This is a genomic window from Gemmatimonadota bacterium (assembly GCA_009838845.1).
In the GTDB taxonomy this organism is placed as follows: Bacteria; Latescibacterota; UBA2968; order UBA2968; family UBA2968; genus VXRD01.
On record VXRD01000138.1, the window covers coordinates 25317 to 42017 of the forward strand.

Annotated in this window: 12 protein-coding genes; 1 reads left to right on the top strand and 11 read right to left on the bottom strand. The window is 48.0% G+C overall.

Features of this window, described 5'->3' with window-relative positions; genetic code table 11:
* Positions 1-51 precede the first annotated feature (51 nt).
* From F4Y39_19230 to F4Y39_19270, 9 genes are all read right to left on the bottom strand, one after another.
* Positions 52-3933 (bottom strand): translocation/assembly module TamB, encoded by a 3882-nt coding sequence (locus tag F4Y39_19230; protein MYC15863.1) that lies wholly within the window; start codon positions 3931-3933, stop codon positions 52-54.
* 25 nt (positions 3934-3958) lie between these two features.
* Positions 3959-5776, bottom strand: coding sequence for a BamA/TamA family outer membrane protein (locus tag F4Y39_19235; GenBank protein MYC15864.1), 1818 nt, complete (start codon positions 5774-5776; stop codon positions 3959-3961).
* A 5-nt stretch (positions 5777-5781) separates the two neighbouring features.
* Complete coding sequence (gene pyk, locus F4Y39_19240; protein MYC15865.1) at positions 5782-7197, bottom strand: pyruvate kinase; 1416 nt, start codon at positions 7195-7197, stop codon at positions 5782-5784.
* A 330-nt stretch (positions 7198-7527) separates the two neighbouring features.
* Positions 7528-7728 carry a hypothetical protein gene (locus F4Y39_19245; GenBank protein ID MYC15866.1) on the bottom strand — a complete coding sequence of 67 codons (201 nt, stop codon included), beginning with the start codon at positions 7726-7728 and terminating at the stop codon, positions 7528-7530.
* Between the two features lie 40 nt (positions 7729-7768).
* The gene (locus tag F4Y39_19250; GenBank protein ID MYC15867.1) at positions 7769-8398 is read right to left on the bottom strand and encodes a hypothetical protein; all 630 of its coding nucleotides are present in this window, start codon (positions 8396-8398) and stop codon (positions 7769-7771) included.
* A gap of 1 nt (position 8399) precedes the next feature.
* Positions 8400-9518 carry an AAA family ATPase gene (locus F4Y39_19255; GenBank protein MYC15868.1) on the bottom strand — a complete coding sequence of 373 codons (1119 nt, stop codon included), beginning with the start codon at positions 9516-9518 and terminating at the stop codon, positions 8400-8402.
* A gap of 107 nt (positions 9519-9625) precedes the next feature.
* Positions 9626-10234, bottom strand: a complete 609-nt coding sequence (locus F4Y39_19260; protein ID MYC15869.1) for an NAD(P)H-dependent oxidoreductase — start codon at positions 10232-10234, stop codon at positions 9626-9628.
* A 13-nt stretch (positions 10235-10247) separates the two neighbouring features.
* Entirely contained in the window at positions 10248-10970 is a 723-nt protein-coding gene (locus F4Y39_19265) for a hypothetical protein (protein MYC15870.1), read from the bottom strand.
* 65 nt (positions 10971-11035) lie between these two features.
* The gene (locus F4Y39_19270; GenBank protein MYC15871.1) at positions 11036-11272 is read right to left on the bottom strand and encodes a hypothetical protein; all 237 of its coding nucleotides are present in this window, start codon (positions 11270-11272) and stop codon (positions 11036-11038) included.
* A 272-nt stretch (positions 11273-11544) separates the two neighbouring features.
* Here F4Y39_19270 and F4Y39_19275 point away from each other — a divergent pair, with 272 nt between their 5' ends.
* On the top strand, positions 11545-11871 hold the full coding sequence (locus F4Y39_19275; protein MYC15872.1) for a putative addiction module antidote protein: 327 nt from the start codon (positions 11545-11547) through the stop codon (positions 11869-11871).
* A 181-nt stretch (positions 11872-12052) separates the two neighbouring features.
* Here the strand turns inward: F4Y39_19275 and F4Y39_19280 are convergent, their stop codons facing one another.
* Together F4Y39_19280 and F4Y39_19285 are read right to left on the bottom strand one after the other, a co-directional pair.
* Positions 12053-15514 (bottom strand): hypothetical protein, encoded by a 3462-nt coding sequence (locus F4Y39_19280; protein MYC15873.1) that lies wholly within the window; start codon positions 15512-15514, stop codon positions 12053-12055.
* Positions 15511-16683 (bottom strand): hypothetical protein, encoded by a 1173-nt coding sequence (locus F4Y39_19285; GenBank protein MYC15874.1) that lies wholly within the window; start codon positions 16681-16683, stop codon positions 15511-15513. Before F4Y39_19285 ends, F4Y39_19280 begins: the two co-directional genes overlap by 4 nt.
* Positions 16684-16701: the final 18 nt, after the last annotated feature.

Below are 16701 nucleotides of genomic sequence, written 5' to 3' on the forward strand. Positions count from 1 at the left end.
AAATTAACCTTACAGGATAATATTGTCAACCGTTGTTATTTCGTTTTTTTATCACCACTCCTTCTTCCAGAATAACCCTACCGATCCTCGCCTGCGTCGATTCACCTCTTCTATCTGACTCGCTTCCAATATCACTTCTGGGAAGATCTCAAACTCCATCGCCGCTTCATAAGCCGTGCTCGAAAAATCCTGTGCATAACTTATAAACAACCTGTCCCCAATATACTTGCCCAATCTAATCCTGGGGAGAAGGCGGCCCTCGCCACTATCGATCTCCACCAGATCCAGACGCAATTTTTGCCCAATGTGCCGCCCCAGGCGATTTGCAACAACCCCCGCAACCAGATCCAGCGTATGATCGCGGGAAAACGGAAAATGACCAGCCGGTCTGCCTGTCAACAGTAGAGATGCAATATTCCCCACATCCTCTCCAAGTGGCTGATCGCTGTCAATGTCAAACGAAATCTGAGGATACGTCAATGTCCCCGCCACTGTGACAATAATATCGACAGGTCCTGGCTTCTCGCCTACTGCAGTCACAGCGCGCACGCGTGTCTCGGCGCGAATATCCAGATCGGGATTCCAGTCAGGTCTGCCCTGAAATTGAATTTCACCTCGTGTAATACGCAAGCGGCGGTTTTGCCAGATGTAATTGCCCTGGCGGCTTGACATCGTGCCATAAATACGCGAATCTTCGCGATTTTTTATCACATCCAGATCGCCCCCAATTTCCACCTCAAAGGTCGGGTCGCGCAACCACACCTGTCTGTCGGCAGACACTTGCAGGTGTATTTCCGGATCCCTCAGAAATGTCGGCATTTCCGGGCTCGGTTCTTCAAACAATTCCGTCAAGCGAATCTCCGCCTGTTTCGTCGCCAGGCTCGGTACTCCGAGCAATTCCGCCAGGCGAATCTCTGCCTGTTTCATCGCCAATTTGCCCACAACTTTGATGCCCTGAAGCGTTCCAGCGATCTGCAATTGACCATCTGTCACAAGTTGTAATTCGGGCAGGGCAACCGGTTCAAAATCGCGGAATTGTGCAGACAAATCCCATCTGCTCGGCAAAAAACCCTCAAGCATTATGTCACCTGAAAGATTCGCCGAAGTCCCAATCGAAAGACTGTCAATCTGAATTTTTCCGTCGCCAATCACAGCACGTCCCGAAACAGGTTTGTGAGAGCGATGCAGATCGGGCAGGTGGAATACCCCATCTCGAATTTCGATCTCTCCCCGAATGTCCGGTTGCTCAAAACGACCGCGCGCCTCCAGATCGAACGATAACATCCCTGAAATTCCCTCATCGGCACCAAAAAACGCGTTTGAGACTGTGCCAAATGTCAATCTATCGGATCGTTTTATTCCGACCAATTCTGTTTTTTCATCCGATAGGTTCGGGCGCGTCTTCAACCCGATCCCCTCAGATCGAGCGCGCAGGTGCATATCACCTGTACCTGCAATGGGAAAACTGCCAAACAGTGCCAGCATCTCATCTCCATGAGGTGCGACTTTCACTTCAAAGTGTATCCTGTCATTGCCCAGGGACATCTCTCCTGCGGCACTATCAAATCCCACACCCGATATTTTGCCCTTTGCAAGAGCGAAATGAATAAAAATAAGGGGATCAGTCAATGTGCCAGCAAAAAGCACTTCACCATTGAGAATACCCCCCATACCTGAAGCACCCGCCAGAAATGCCCAGGGGCGCAAATCCAGATCTTTTAACAATACCTCTACAGTCGCCTGAAAACCCTGTTGATCCCGCGCAATCAGACGCCCCGCTGGGCCAGAAAGCACCAGATGCCCGATGTGAACGCCCCGAGATGGCGAATACGCAAATCGAACAGGCCCTTCGTTGTGCAGCACGACCTGATCGACCTTAATGTACAGCGAATCCATTGCCACCTGGAAATGATCTTCTTTTTGCCCTGCGCGCCCCTGAAAAAAGACCCGGTCATCTACTTGCGCGCCGTTACCCAACAAAAATGATGTTTCGCCATGTGCGTACACCGCCTCGAAAAACACCTCTTGCAATGAACGTTCACCCCAGGTCAAACGATCCACTTGGAGGTTAATAGCACCCGAATCAGGCCGCGCCCACTGCGTCTCTATCGTAAGGTTTTGTATTGGAATGCCCGCTACGACGAGGCTATCTGCGCCACCTTGTGCAGAAAAACCGGGTGTATCCAACGTTCCCGACCATGTGCCCGATAGGACCAACGTCCCCGATAAATCCACACCCACCACCTCACCTATCGCCTCTAAATCCCGTACATCCATCAGCCATTGGCCCTCGGAATGCCGATCAATATGCCCCTGAGAGGAAAACACCCCACCCGTCCCCGACAGATTCGCGCGAATATCAGATCGTCCCTCAGAATTGACCAATGCAGAAATGTGCAAACTATCAGCTGCTGCATTGCCCGTGATATTCCCCCTCAATTCAACCGTCAAATCGTCTCCTGTGATGCCATCCACATTTCCAGCAAGCGTCAGCGATGTACCCCATCTGTTTGTACCCGTTAAATGTGGCAACGCCACCTCCGCCTGAACATTCCCCGCAATAGCTGGCTTTTCTCCTTCAAAATGCAACTGCCCATTTCCATTGACGCGCGTTCCCCAATTCTGCAATTGTGTCTCAAAATGATCGATAAAAAGCTGTTGATCTACATATCTCGCACCATCAATACGCCCCGTCACGCGCCCGACTTTTTTGGGCACACCGGGTAAATGTTCAGCATATAGATCGCGGAATCGCATTTCCCATTTCCCATTCCAGGTGGTCAACCGCGCTTCCCCATTGCCCACTATATTGCCACTTGGCCCATTAGCAGTGACCTGCGTTCGCACCAGGTCATTTGCCAAATTGACGGCAAAACGCACGGAATCGAATCGCGCATCCCCAAACTGCACGCGTCGAAAAACACCCCCAGCAACGGCATTTTCTACGCCAGAGGAATCCACCGCGAAAGTGATCATCCCATCCAGACTTGTACTGATACGGGGTAAATCAGTATCAAATTCTGTATATCCCAACGAAATGAGGTCATTGGTCTCGATCTTAAAAATAGCGTCTCCGCGCACTTCAAACGGCGCAATCCCCATGACGCCATTAAACGCAATTGAAACTTCTTCATCTTTCACAACCAATTCTGTAACAAGGGATTGCAAGTTGCCCTTCACGTTTCCACGCATCTGCATAGCGCGTGTGGGTAGATCGACCAGATTTCTGAGATCTGCCAGCCATAGAGAATCGGCTTCCACAACGAGATCTACCTCGGGATTATCCAATTGTTGCACCGATCCACGCAGCAAAATGCGAGAGCCGTGGGTGTGCAACGCCACATCGTTTAATTGCAAGTGATCGGCCTGTAAAATGGCAATACCAGACAGATTGGTCACCTCCAGTGGCGGATCGAATTGCACCGAGCGAAAACGCTCCAGGATCAAACGGCACTTAGATTCTCCCGCGAAAATAGCGCCCTTTAGCGAGATATCGCGCACCTGTGTGTCTCCAACTACAACATTGGCATTCGCAATCTCCAGCGATTCGATACCTAAATCCAGGGGTAGCGGAACATCCCACCTCGGCGTCTCGGTCTCTTCGTCAGAAGCATCGATCCTCACCTCAATCTCCGACAACCTCAGTTGATGAAACACAGCCTTCCCTGTTAGCAGACCCCAAAAACTGTACTCTACATCAAGCGTATCCACCTGCACCCAATCTCCGACCTGTATATCCACGATGCGACAATCTCCCAGCGGATTGCCCTGAACCTCGCCAATCAGACAGACATCATCCCCTTGCCAGGCGCGTTGCGCCAACCCGCGCAAAATACCATTGGCATAGCCACCCGCGACCAGTATTGCTCCTACCGCCAGCACAATGCCTGCGCCGACCAGTATCCAGATTATTGATTTTGTTCGCCTGTTCATTTTAAGCGATACCAGTCTCTACGATTCAAAACGCCTGTCCCAAACTAATGTGATACTGAATTCGTTTCGTCACAGTACTATCATCTGATATACGGTAGCCCAAATCAAATCTCACGGGACCAACCGGACTCAAATATCGAAGCCCCGCGCCTACGGCATACTTAAGCGATCCGGGATTAAACGCCCCCGATTTCGCATCGACATTGCCCACATCTACAAAAATGGCTGTACCCAGTGAAAAAAATATCTGCGTTCTAATCTCCATGCTCATTTCTACGCGACTCAAACCGCCCGTTGGATTGCCCCCGTGGTCTTTTGGCCCCAATTCATTCAGTCCCCATCCTCGCACACTATTGAGTCCCCCCGCAAAAAAACGTTCGACATTGGGCACACCTCCCGCCTTCCCCAGTTCAAAAATTATGCCACCCTGCACGCGCAGTGCCAGCACACTTCGCAAGGGTATGCGGCGAAACCATCGCCCCTCTGCCGTTGCCTGCAAAAATTCGCTATCGGATCTGAAAAACCGCCCGCGTTCGCGCACTGTGAACTGTGCGAGCATACCCGATTGCGGGTCAAAAATATCGTCGCGAGTGTCCATGAGCAACCCGACCTCCATCTCGGCAAACGCACTATCGGCCGAAAAATCAACCACACCACCGCTGAACTGAGCGATCAAATCCGCTGTCGTTGTAATATTTCGTTCAAGAGATAGATTTCCCCCCAACTCATCCTGCACAAACGCTGCCTGCCGTTCGCGCTGCACAAACCCGCTGATATTCAACCAATTGTTGCTGCTGATAAAATACGGCTGCCGCAGGCCCAGCACTGTTTCCCTATTGTTCCCGGAAATCCGCCCAGAGAGTTTGAGCTGACGAGCACCCCCACCAAAATTGCGATGGGTCCACGCCCCCGATACCCACAAGTCTTCATCCGTATCATATCCCGCCCCCAGGCGCAACGCTTGAAAAGGTCGCTCAGACACGCGCACATCTACATCTACCCGATTTTCAGAGCTATCCTTTAAGGCCAGAGCTACAGACCGGAACACCCCTGCGCGGTAGAGCAGATGCTGGCTCTTCTGCAACGCCTCTTCGTTGAATAGCTCGCCCGATTGAAATGTCAATCCGCGTGAAATGGTGTTCTCAGACACGGCTTTGTTGCCCGATATGTGAACAGTACCCAGAGAGCATACGGGACCAGATGTGAGTTTTAGAACGAGTTCGGCTTGTTGCGCCACAATCGTCGTCTCGACTTCGGCTCGCACAAACGCATAGCCCTTATTCCGCAACCCGCTTACAACCCGCGATACGCTCCTATCTACGATGTCGCGCGATAGTGGCTTACCTTCGAGCTGTCCAAAAGCATTCTCACTATCTTCATTGCCAATTACCGACGTCTTGGAAATCCGTGTCAAAGGTCCCTCTGTAATGTGTACCCCCAGTCCAATCTCATCTGCGCTAAGTTGCTCAACGGTCAAATGTACTGCAACAGCTAAATATCCCAAATCGCGGTAATATGCTCGCAATTTTTTCAGATCAGATGCAAGGGTCAAAGGATCGTATCTACGCGCCTGGACCCAGGGTAGAAAATCGTACCATGGCGAAGCGTGCGTGATCATTAGCGCTTTCAGTTCCCCCCCCCAAATCGTCCGATGACCCGAAATGTAGAGCCATCTCACAATGGGATCATCAGATGGCGTTTCCCCATGAGCTGGCACAACGACCATTAGAGCGGCCAGTATAAAACAGGCCCTCATTTTGAGGACCTTTAATAAATCATTGTAATCCATTCTGCCACAATAAGTCATGGAAATTAGGAGTAAAAAACGCTTAATATCAAACATGAGAGCTATATTTCTCCAACCCGATGCAATTTTAGCAAATTGGTCTCTGCCCGCGCCGTGATGGGCGCACCGGCCAGGATCACCAGCGTATCTCCAAAACGCACATTGCCCTCAGAGAGCAAACGCGCTTCAACTTCGGCAACCATGCGATCCGTATCGTCAATCAGCGTAATTTGACGGGGTTCAACGCCCCAGCACAAGCACAACCGCCGACATATCCGCGCGCTGGGCGTAAATGCAATAATCAGCGTGCGCGGTCTGCGCTTTGAAATCAGACGCGCTGTGGATCCCGATTGGGTAAATGCGACAATGGCTTTGGGAGATACCGCTGTCGATACCGCAGCGGCAGCTTGTCCAATCGCATCGGGAAAAGAGAGCGATGAATCCAGATTCAAAATTGGTGGAGCCAGTTCCACACTCGCTTCGGCCTTTTCAATAATCCGCGCCATCATTTGCACGGTTTGAACGGGATATTTGCCAATCGCGGTCTCCCCAGATAGCATCACCGCATCGGTGCCGTCAAAAATCGCATTGGCCACATCTGACGCTTCGGCGCGCGTGGGCCGTGGGTGGCCGGTCATCGACTCCAGCATCTGCGTGGCCGTAATCACGAATACCCCTGCGCGGTTGGCCGCCGAAATCACGCGCTTCTGGATCACTGGCACATCTTCAGGTGATAATTCTACGCCCAGATCGCCCCGCGCAACCATCACGCCATCGGCGACATCGAGAATATCTTCGAGGTGATCGACAGCTTCGGCGCGTTCCAGCTTTGCAATAACGGGGATCTCCTTCTCTGCCCGTTCAATAATATGTTGAACCTCTCGCACATCGTCGGGTTCCCGCACAAAAGACAGAGCAATATAATCCACACCCAATTCGATACCCAGGTCCAGGTCCTCTCGATCTTTGGTCGTCAGAGAAGGCGCGCTGACCTGTACCCCGGGCAAGTTGATGCCCTTATTGGATTTTAACAGCCCGCCCACCACAACCTCACACACGACATCCGAGCCATAGACCTCGCGCACCAGCAACTCAATGTGCCCGTCGTCGAGCAAAATGCGATCCGCTGGCTTCACATCTCGGGGCAATCTCGTATAAGTTGTCGATACACACTCGGCATCGCCCGGAACTTCGCGGGTCGTCACCGTCAGCCTGTTGCCTTCCTTCAGTTCAATCGGATCCTCTGCGAGTTTTCCCACCCGCATTTTTGGACCCTGCAAATCCTGCAAAATGGCGATACTGCGCTGCATGTTATCCGCTATCTGCCGAATGCGCCCAACATTCTCCGCGTGTTCATCCCGCGTCCCGTGTGAAAAATTGAGCCGAAAAACATCCACCCCCGCCCCAATCAGTTGCTCTATCACGCGCTCCGATGAACTCGCAGGACCCAGTGTACTCACAATTTTCGCTCTGCGCATGTTTTACCTTTTCGTTTTCCGTCCGATGCATTAAAGCTCCTTGAGCGTTCCCTTCTCTTTCTCTTTCAGGGCTTCAGCGATTAAAAAATCCAATTTCCCCGATTTCGAGTCCGCCTCAATCTGTTTGTCCCATGTGTCCCAATCTTTTTTATTTGCCGACTTGATTGTCTCTATATTTGACACAGATCACCTCCTCTATTTTCCCAATAATACGACGCTCAGTCAAACACATCAAATGTTTTTCAAAAAAATAGTTTAGCAAAAATAAAAAAACCCCACAAAATCAGTTGATCTTGTGGGGTAAAATGATCATCAGCGTGAGGTTTAGATTCACCACACTTTATCGATAATTTTCAATAGAATCCCAGTCCCTAAAATCGCACCGATCAGCCACTTAAAATCTTTGTGCATCCGGTCAGATAAGTCTTTGTGGTTCTGCCTTAGCTGGTTGGACAAGTCCTTATTGTCTTGCCTCAACTCATGAAAAGTGTTGTCCATCCGAGCAAGCAAAATTTCAAATTTATTGTCCATTTGGGTCTTCAAGCTATTCTGGTTCTGCTCCGAACGGGCGTCAGGAATCAAAAAATAATCGCTTCAGCCAAGAGACAAGAGGATCTACCTCAGCGATGTTCGGATCAAGGAATCCAGCAGTAATAGCTATGCCGTAAGGCTGACCTGGATCTTCTTGCCATGCAAGCCAGGTATGTATAATCGCCTTGATTTCATCCAGGTCTTTGAAACGCCGATGTTCTTGCGGGATAGCCGCCACGCTCGCCTCTACATGGTCGAACAGATCGTTTGGTGGACGGACGAGAAAGCGCAGAAAATTCTCTAAAATTCCGTCTGTTCGGTTATTCGGCATAATCCAAATACCTACTTTTGGTAACAGGGTTCCCTCGGGCGGATCAAGGATGGTTCCGTCCACAACCGGTTGTATTGGCACACTCTGGTATCCAACACTGATGATTTGGTCGCGAATCGATTGCCAACGGCTATTCATATCGGTATCAGCATCTACAACCACACCAACAGCTTCCAGATCACTTTCTCTGAGCTCAGCAGGTATGCTTGCACGCAGTTTGTAAAAACCGCCAAGATTTTTTACCTTGTCAAGGCGACCTACGCCGCGCGTTCCACAGATATGTTTCAAGACATTCTCGTCGTCCGTGCCTTCCACCAAAAGTTTCTTTCGGACAGCCATATCAGCGCACCTCGATTCTATTACGAGTCACTATAGCCAGTTCATCTTCCGAGAATACGGTGGGAATGATCTCTTCACCTCTCCGGGTCAGACGCACGAGAGCCCCATCTTCAGGTGTTTCAGCCGCAGCCTGCTGAAATGCCTCCACCGCATCCCAACTATGTGAAGTAGCGAAGACCTGTATGTCAAGTTCTCTCGCCAATAGGAATATAGTCTTCCAGGCATCAAACTGGACTGTGTGATGCAAGCCGTTTTCAAATTCATCTATCAACAAGATCCCCCCGCGAGCGTTGACGAGCGAGAGAGCTATGTCGAGGAGGCGATTCACGCCGTCGCCCAATAACCGTAGTGGTATAGGTCGATCAATATTCTCTATCCGGACAATCGCTTTGCGTCCTATGTTACTGTTTTCATCATATATCATATTGACAGCAGATATGCGTGGTTCGATGATTTGCAAAGCCTCAACGACATGATTCTCAAATTTCGTTAGCGAGACCTTGTCCCATAAGGGAGCTAATATCGTTGTACGATCATCATAAGGACTGACAAAGATGCAGGGTATTTGAGTTTCAGAACCAGGTGCGGAAATTCTGCTCAGGTAAGAGTACCGCTCAAGCCTTTCCAGTGCAAGGATTCGCTTTTTTTTATTTTGTGTCTCAACTACCAATGCTGCTACATCATCAGGCTCATCAAAGGAGTCTGCTTGCAAAGGAACCAACCGCAAGTTGCCGTCAGAGTCACGTTCCTCCGAAAACCAGCCTACTTGTATTGTCAACTGCATGGGGCATGAATTGTCTTTGGTGGAAATAATGATCGGCTCAGTGAAATCTGAAGGTTCGGGGAACCCATAGAATAGAGTGGAAATTTGAATTAGGCGCTCCCTATCAGCAGTACGCCCTTCCCCTTCTACTCTAATGTTTCCTTCGCGCCGTTCAAGTACGTGGCTAATTACGTCAAGTGCTGCGCCATGCGCGAAAATGTGTAATGCTTCGAGCACTGACGACTTTCCGGTATTGTTTTTTCCAGTGATGAGGTTCACGCGGCCCAAGCCATTGATATGCAATTCGCGGAATGCGCGAAAATGTTTTAATGTAAGGTTTTGAATCTTGAGGCCCATCGTTCCATCTCCTATTTTGGATGTGCGCCTGCCTTCAATTTACCTTTAATTCCAAAAATATAAAAAAAATCTACACCATGATCAAACCACAACAGTTTGAGATTGCGTCAACAAAACTCCTTACCCAACTGATAAGCCTGTGCGAGATTTCTGAGCCTCAGACTTTCTCTACTTTCTGCCATCCCTCCCAACACAACTATATCCGTCCGTGCCACGCCTGTTTCAGGGCGAAGGCGATCATTGAGATATATCCGCTGCAGGCTCTCTAAAATGCCGGTTTCTTCGAGATGCTCAAGTGTGTGACCTGCAGTACACAAGACCAACGCCCTATCAATATCGAGTCCAGATATCGCATATTCCTCGTTCTCATACACATACGTATATCCACATACACAGACCCGATCAAACCATCCCTTCAATTTTGCCGGACCATCACTCCACCAATTTGGAAAGATGAACACCAGACCGTCGGCCTTTTCGATCTTTGCGTGTTCAGCCTGCACATCAGGGGGAACAGGTAAGTCTGGACGATTGCCATAAACATTCATCTCCCGGTTGTATTCATCCAAACTCATATCGGTCATGAAATCCATTTCGTACAAATCGCCTATCTGATATGAGTGGCCCCCATCCTCCAACCCACGACAAAATTCTGCCAGCACATCACCCGTAAAAGATCGCCTACTCGGATGAGCAAATACGATATAAACATGCATGCTGTTTTCCTTACTAACGCACCAGCTTATTTACAATTCTTTCAATTGTGCAATGCATATTCTCATCTACCATACGAGAGAGAAGATGGTCAGACAATGCTTCAATAAATTCTTCTCTGCATTCCGCCTTTACTCCAGAGTTTAGTTCACGAAGCCATTGCTTCTTATAGTTCAACCCATCCTGATTCGCTGGAATTTCGACGTATTCTTCAATATCTACCGCCAGATTGAAATTTTCCTTTCCATCCCAAGAACTTGTAACAGGAAAACCATCTCTTTTGAGCGATTCAGGCCATGTGATATCCACTATGATCTCATGATGATCAACTTCAATTTTCAGAAAGTTATGAACATCCCAAATTCCATCCTCTGGAATTTTCTTTCGAACCTTTCTTGGAATCCAGTCAACCTGAGGCGTAACTCTACATTGAGCCATGTAAAAGCGAGAAATATAACCAAGCGACGTTACTATCTCATGCAGAGCAAGGTGTTTTCCAGAGCAAGTTCCCCGCCATTCTCTCAAGACATCCTCTGGCGTATTGTTTGTCGGACGGCCATAAGGTATATCGCGAATAGAAAATAGAATATGCCTGAGATCGGGTGCGCGCCCCACATTTTTACACGCCTGCTCTATTGCACCCGCAAAATCAAACCAGCCGCCCCCTCGGATTTTCAGGCACTCCAAATCGATATACATCTTTGGGATTTCCATTATGAATGATAGAACAATAGCCACCAGGCATCCTGTACTAAAAAAAACGAGCCGATGTTTGGTGACAGTAAAAGTAATATGGCTATTTCTTAAGCCAATGATTGCAAATGAGGAATGACAACAACGCGTTCTTCACCTGTGTCGGGATTGCGTAACGTGATTTCAGAAAAGCCTTGCTTCGCCTGGGTTTGAAGAACACGACTGATTCGCAAAGATTCACGAACAGTATCAGCCATCGAGTCATAATTACCTTCTTCAGTCATAACTTCCAAAGCTCTTAAACTCCGCTCATCAAATGAAAAACCAACACGCTTGCTTTTCGCCATGATGGGTCTCCTTTCGTATGTACAAATAAACATACGATGTGATGTCGTATTTATCAACATATAGTATGCCAAAATATGTACTATTGCTTGCATCTCTGATCGAATCATGTACCTACAAATTGATGATATGAAAAATCCCACAAAATCAATTGATCTTGTGGGGGTAGATTCTGAAGCAGTATCGTCTTATTGTTTACTTTCTGTCGCGTGTGCGCTACATTCTGAAAATGAACGCGCCAAAATCTATTGGCAAGACTTGAGGAGCCGCAGTAATGACTAAAAAACAGGTTTTGAAACACACGGTCAGTTATGAAGAGGGACTGCTAAAAGCGCTCAAAGACCCCGAAGAAGCTCGGGCTTATCTGGAAGTTGCACTGGATGAGTGTGAAGCAAGCGGCGAGACGGATGGGCTGTTATTGGCCTTGCGCGATGTCGCCCAGGCACAAGGTGGCGTTGGTGCATTGGCAAAACGCGCCGGACTAAACCGCGAACATCTCTACCGCGTGCTTTCGAGTCGCAGCAAACCGAAGCTCGACAATCTGATGGCTATTATTTCTGCTCTGGGATTTAGGCTGAGGTTAGATTGTATCAAGTTGTAGCACAGCACGACGGGAAAGCCGCTCGAATACATAACGTCAGTTCGCCCAGACAGTTAGCATAATCAATTGATTTCGGGCGTGTCAATCATTCTACATCCCTATTTTGACAGACCTGCACATAGGTTAATGATTCAGTATCAGCTTATTTGATACGCTCGTCTCAAATCCTAAGTTTTATGCTTCAAAGTTCGGGTGTATAGCGGGCGATAAGCCAACGAGTCAATTGTTCTCCTCGCTTAGCAAGCCGCTCAATATATTCTTCATTCATAGCAAAAAAATCTGTAGGATAGTTCCAGACATCTTCCCGGGGAACAAGATCAGGAAGTGTTATCCTATCGTCATTTTGCCCCAAATAAGACAAGATAAATCCCTTTAATGTACCTGAAACCGCGTGGTTATGTAACCGCTGATTGCCTTGGTCCTGAACTTTACGAAAAACGGACTCAAATGACCGTTTTATGCGTGACACCCACCAATATGGATGTATATGATTACTTAAAATTCCTTGTCCTGCATTACAGCAAATAAGGTAATCACACCCGGATGAACGTTCTGGCTCTATACAGGTAATCCCAAGATTATCATAGACTCCTCCATCTGTAAGAATTACTCGGTCAGAAAATTGTTCACTATTATTTTTTAAAAAGGTAAACCTGCGATCAATAGCGGGTAAGATGGCTGGGTATGCTGCCGATGCTGCTACTGCTTGAGCGACCTGAACTTCGTTCTCGGCTATACGACCAAACCGCCAGCATTCTGATTTCTTGCTTCCAAATCGAAATGCTGAACCTGTCCGCAGTTCAGTAGCGTTAATAATAACGTCGATATCATTTCGACGCTTGTCGGTGAGCTTCATATCGTTAAAAAGCTTATGACGCAACGCAGATTCTAACGCGCTAGTTCTGCTGCTCCAGCGGCAGAAAGGTGGCTGAATATTATCGATCCAACTCAATTTTCCTTTGTCTTGTTTTTTGAATACATTAATTCCTTTTTTTAAAGTCCACCGGAAAACGCCTGCCACCAAAGCAGTCACACCGGATACGGCTACCGTAATTACAGACTTTACTAATGTGAGCGAAAACAATAATCGATAAACTATCGGGCGAAATATTCCTTGGCGTAAAAGAGTTATTACGCGTTTTTCAAATTCTTCAAATGGGACATCACTATAAGCATACATCGCTCCTATGATAGAGCCGCCAGAAACTGTTGAAATAACTTGAACCTGCTCCAGAATGCCACGGTCATGCAGAGCGCGAAGACATCCAAGATGGAAGGCAATCGCACGCGAGCCACCACCTGATAAGGCAAGACCAATGCGGCGAGGCTTAGGTTCTTGACAAGCAACTTGAATAGAACAGCAGCGAACCTGAATATTATTTTTTGTATTTTTAAAATCAGACCGCTTAAAGACGAAAGTACCAATCGTAAATGTATCAGAATCTGTGTTAGTACCCACTATCAGTAGCAGAGATTTAGGGGTAGGATTATCTGTGGTGCTAAGTATTTTTTTCATGCCGAGAAAGTCTATCGGGCTTGGTAGAGGTACAGAATTAGGATGAGTATGCCACATACCAATATACTGAACAGACCCACGTGTACGTTTACGTTTTTCGTCATTGGTTTCTCTTACTCCCTCTGTTCCGCACTCAAATCCCTTAGTGGACTTTTGGCTGTCACATGGTGGACCGGTGACTTCGGTGACCCAAATGATCTGCGAAACATCATCTCGTTCTCCAAACAGTATTCCTCCAGTTTCCGTATCTGAACCATCAGTGCGTTGGTTTTGTCTGATCCAACCTATAATCTCGCTCCAAGCGGATGCCGCTATCCTAACTTCATAGCCACTATGTGGGTCTTGGCTTATCTGACCGCCACCCCAATTGAAACTCGCATAGGTATTTTGATCTATTTTCATGTTCAAATATGGCTGAGTAAGAAAATATGCAGAAGCGGTGGATGACATATCTTCAGCAAGTATCTGTGCTAGACGGTTCAGCATTGCACCCGCTAATACAGTGACGTCGGCGGCAGATCCCACGAAGGTACTCTCAGAGCATCCCGGCTCGGGCTGAAAAATTTCTGTACGAGAAGGATCAGGCCAGAACTCATCAGCAAAATGTTTGAGGTGCGGCTGATTGCAGGCCTCTATTTTTGCACGCCGGTAAACATCAGCCGGTCCCCCATCGTATTCTTCCTGCGCCAAGACAAGCAGACCATTTTCAGCCTGATGTCCGATCATCAGGGAAGCGACAGGGACCGGAGGTATATTTGAAGTGCGGCGCACCAGTTCAAACTTTTTCATAACACTTACCGAAGCGGTAGTATCAATAATAATATCAGCATCTTCCGTCCAGCTTTCGCTGTCTAATGGTCCATCTAAAATGCTCTTGGTGCAATAATTTACTTCGATATCCGGTCTGATACGTTTGACCTGTTTTGCTACGACCGCTGCTTTTGCATGTCCAATATCGCTATCATCAAAGGGCTGGCGTACCAATAGTCCCGGAGCTACGACGCCTTTATCACGTAGGATTAGTTTTCTCACTCCTGCCCTAGCGAGAAACTCTGCGATTGGGCTTCCCAGCGCTCCGCATCCCCACAAGGCTACTCGTTTACCGGCAAACCATGTAACGGGAGATCCCCTATCGCGCCTCACTACAATCTCTGGTCGATCTTCTCGAACTATACACCACTCAACAGGTGCTTCTTCCATCCACTCTAATATAATTTTTTCTACCTTTTTCCCTATTTTTTTTAATTTTTCATTGTGAGAAAACTTCTCTAAAGATATCCGCAGGCCTTTCACAATTATCGGGTCGATATACCAGGCTTCTAAGTGCTGGCGCAACTTTTTGCTTCCTGAAATGCCTCGCATTGGCGTTCCAAGAATTAAAAAAAAAGGATCGCCCTCATTATTTTTTAACACTGCATTTTGTAGCGTCCACAGCACTAACTCACGTGAAATTCCTTGCGCCTCAAGCTCGACAAGTAAATCACTGAGTTTGGACGGAAACTCATAAGGCATCGGTTGAGATAATAGGATCGCAGCACTAACAGGAGAAGATGCACTTTCTCCCATTTTCGACCACCCATGGATATCTACCCGCGTGTCTGATACAACCCGTAGGTGAGCTACGCCGAACCAAGGTTGATTCTCGGTGGGTGGAGTGTCTACACGCGGAATAACTGTGCGGAAAGGGCCGGATGAGAGGTAAGCCACAGGAGGATGTAAAGGAACCCCCTCCGGATCGAGTTGTCCGATTGCCCCATGTTTTAGCCAGATATTAAGTCGGTCAATAAAGCCAAACATGCCGTCGCTTGGATTCCACTCGGTGGCTGGTGACTGGTAGAGGCAGAGCAATCTTTTCCATTGGACATGCGGAAATCCTTCAAAACGGGTATGCCGCGTACACACTGTAGGAATATCGAATGGAAAGTCCAATGGGATTAATATAAAAAACCGCTCCCGATTCCTGAGAGGGAGTCCATCTGGCTTCTTATCCATATTTCCGCAGGATATGGATATCTCAACTTTAGTAGATATAGACTGTTCGGTTACAGAGATAATCTCCAAGAGACCGTCCGATATAGCAGCGATCTCTTGGAGTTGCTCAACCGCCAATTTCTGTTCTTTGGTCATAGGCTTCTCCCAAAACCAATGCGTTCAGTTGGTGGCTCTTTGTCACCCCTTGCGACAGCAACAGAATTTGCGAGATCATTTTCATTTTTTGACTCTTTGCTTCCCGGCTGGATATATTCAAAGTCCCCATCGTCTAAAGAAAAGATAATAGGTTCGGGGGCTTCCTCATTTGGATGTTCCTGTGTGCAAAGAAACTCATCCGGAGCGATTTCTTCGTATCGGCGTTTAGCCTTCGCGTGAGGCGGATTGTCTCCAGACTTGTTAGACGCAGGAATCGGTTCGCTGCTGGCAACGATGTAGCCTGGGTCAACTGCCGCTTCTTCCATATCATCTAGGATATCTTGCTTGAGAGATTCTTCATCTTCGTCCTCATCCTGCCAATACATAACCGACTTAGAGCAATGATGAGGCGCAAGCATCACGTTCCACTCAAGGTCATCAGCTTCACTGCGGTCGAATATCCGTTTGATTATCGGGTAGCACAGATCTCCCAGGAGAAGTGCCCGTGCAGACGTATCACCCTGATACAAAGTTACCTGCAATGCCAAACTCGTATCATTTCTCTCGCTATCGGCATCATCCTTGAAAGGGGCATGTACGAAGGCACGGAAGTAATCGCAGTAATCTTCTCCATCCAGATCCAAAATTTCGTTGCCCGGTATAGTCAGCCGATCACTCGGAAAGTCTTTATATTCTTTCTCTTCCAGTAAGTCATCATAGCCAATGATACGTACCCGGTCACCGGAAGTTGTGTCTTCCCCTTGACAGATAGTCTCCTTAACTCGACGTTTCGCCTCTTTACGGAATGCTTTTGCATCGTCGCATAGATCCTTCGTATATTCTCGGAAGATACGTGGAGTAAACCAAAGTTCGCCAATATTGACTTGCTCCAGCAGATCAGCAAATCCGAGGCAGTGATCCTCGTCTGGATGCGTGAGGGCAAAAACCGATAGATAAGGTTTTTCATCAATTTGCGGAAGTAATTCCACCAGCCGGTCTACAATAGGCGTGTGGGGATCGTCTTCTTCATCGGCAGCCTTCATGTGGCGTAGATCCACTTGCAGAACTACATCCTCTGTGACTGCAATAGTAGTACTGTCACCTGTTCCGACAGGCCAGAATACAAAGCCCTGTGAAGGTAACTCGAGGTTTGCACTTTTTTTTCCCATCTTGTATCTCCTTTCGAG

Bases quoted from the DNA above. Each gene is read 5' to 3' on its own strand.
- F4Y39_19230 (MYC15863.1), bottom strand. From the start codon at position 3,933: ATGAACAGGCGAACAAAATCAATAATCTGGATACTGGTCGGCGCAGGC.
- F4Y39_19235 (MYC15864.1), bottom strand. From the start codon at position 5,776: ATGTTTGATATTAAGCGTTTTTTACTCCTAATTTCCATGACTTATTGT.
- pyk (MYC15865.1), bottom strand. From the start codon at position 7,197: ATGCGCAGAGCGAAAATTGTGAGTACACTGGGTCCTGCGAGTTCATCG.
- F4Y39_19245 (MYC15866.1), bottom strand. From the start codon at position 7,728: ATGGACAATAAATTTGAAATTTTGCTTGCTCGGATGGACAACACTTTT.
- F4Y39_19250 (MYC15867.1), bottom strand. From the start codon at position 8,398: ATGGCTGTCCGAAAGAAACTTTTGGTGGAAGGCACGGACGACGAGAAT.
- F4Y39_19255 (MYC15868.1), bottom strand. From the start codon at position 9,518: ATGGGCCTCAAGATTCAAAACCTTACATTAAAACATTTTCGCGCATTC.
- F4Y39_19260 (MYC15869.1), bottom strand. From the start codon at position 10,234: ATGCATGTTTATATCGTATTTGCTCATCCGAGTAGGCGATCTTTTACG.
- F4Y39_19270 (MYC15871.1), bottom strand. From the start codon at position 11,272: ATGGCGAAAAGCAAGCGTGTTGGTTTTTCATTTGATGAGCGGAGTTTA.
- F4Y39_19275 (MYC15872.1), top strand. From the start codon at position 11,545: ATGACTAAAAAACAGGTTTTGAAACACACGGTCAGTTATGAAGAGGGA.
- F4Y39_19280 (MYC15873.1), bottom strand. From the start codon at position 15,514: ATGACCAAAGAACAGAAATTGGCGGTTGAGCAACTCCAAGAGATCGCT.
- F4Y39_19285 (MYC15874.1), bottom strand. From the start codon at position 16,683: ATGGGAAAAAAAAGTGCAAACCTCGAGTTACCTTCACAGGGCTTTGTA.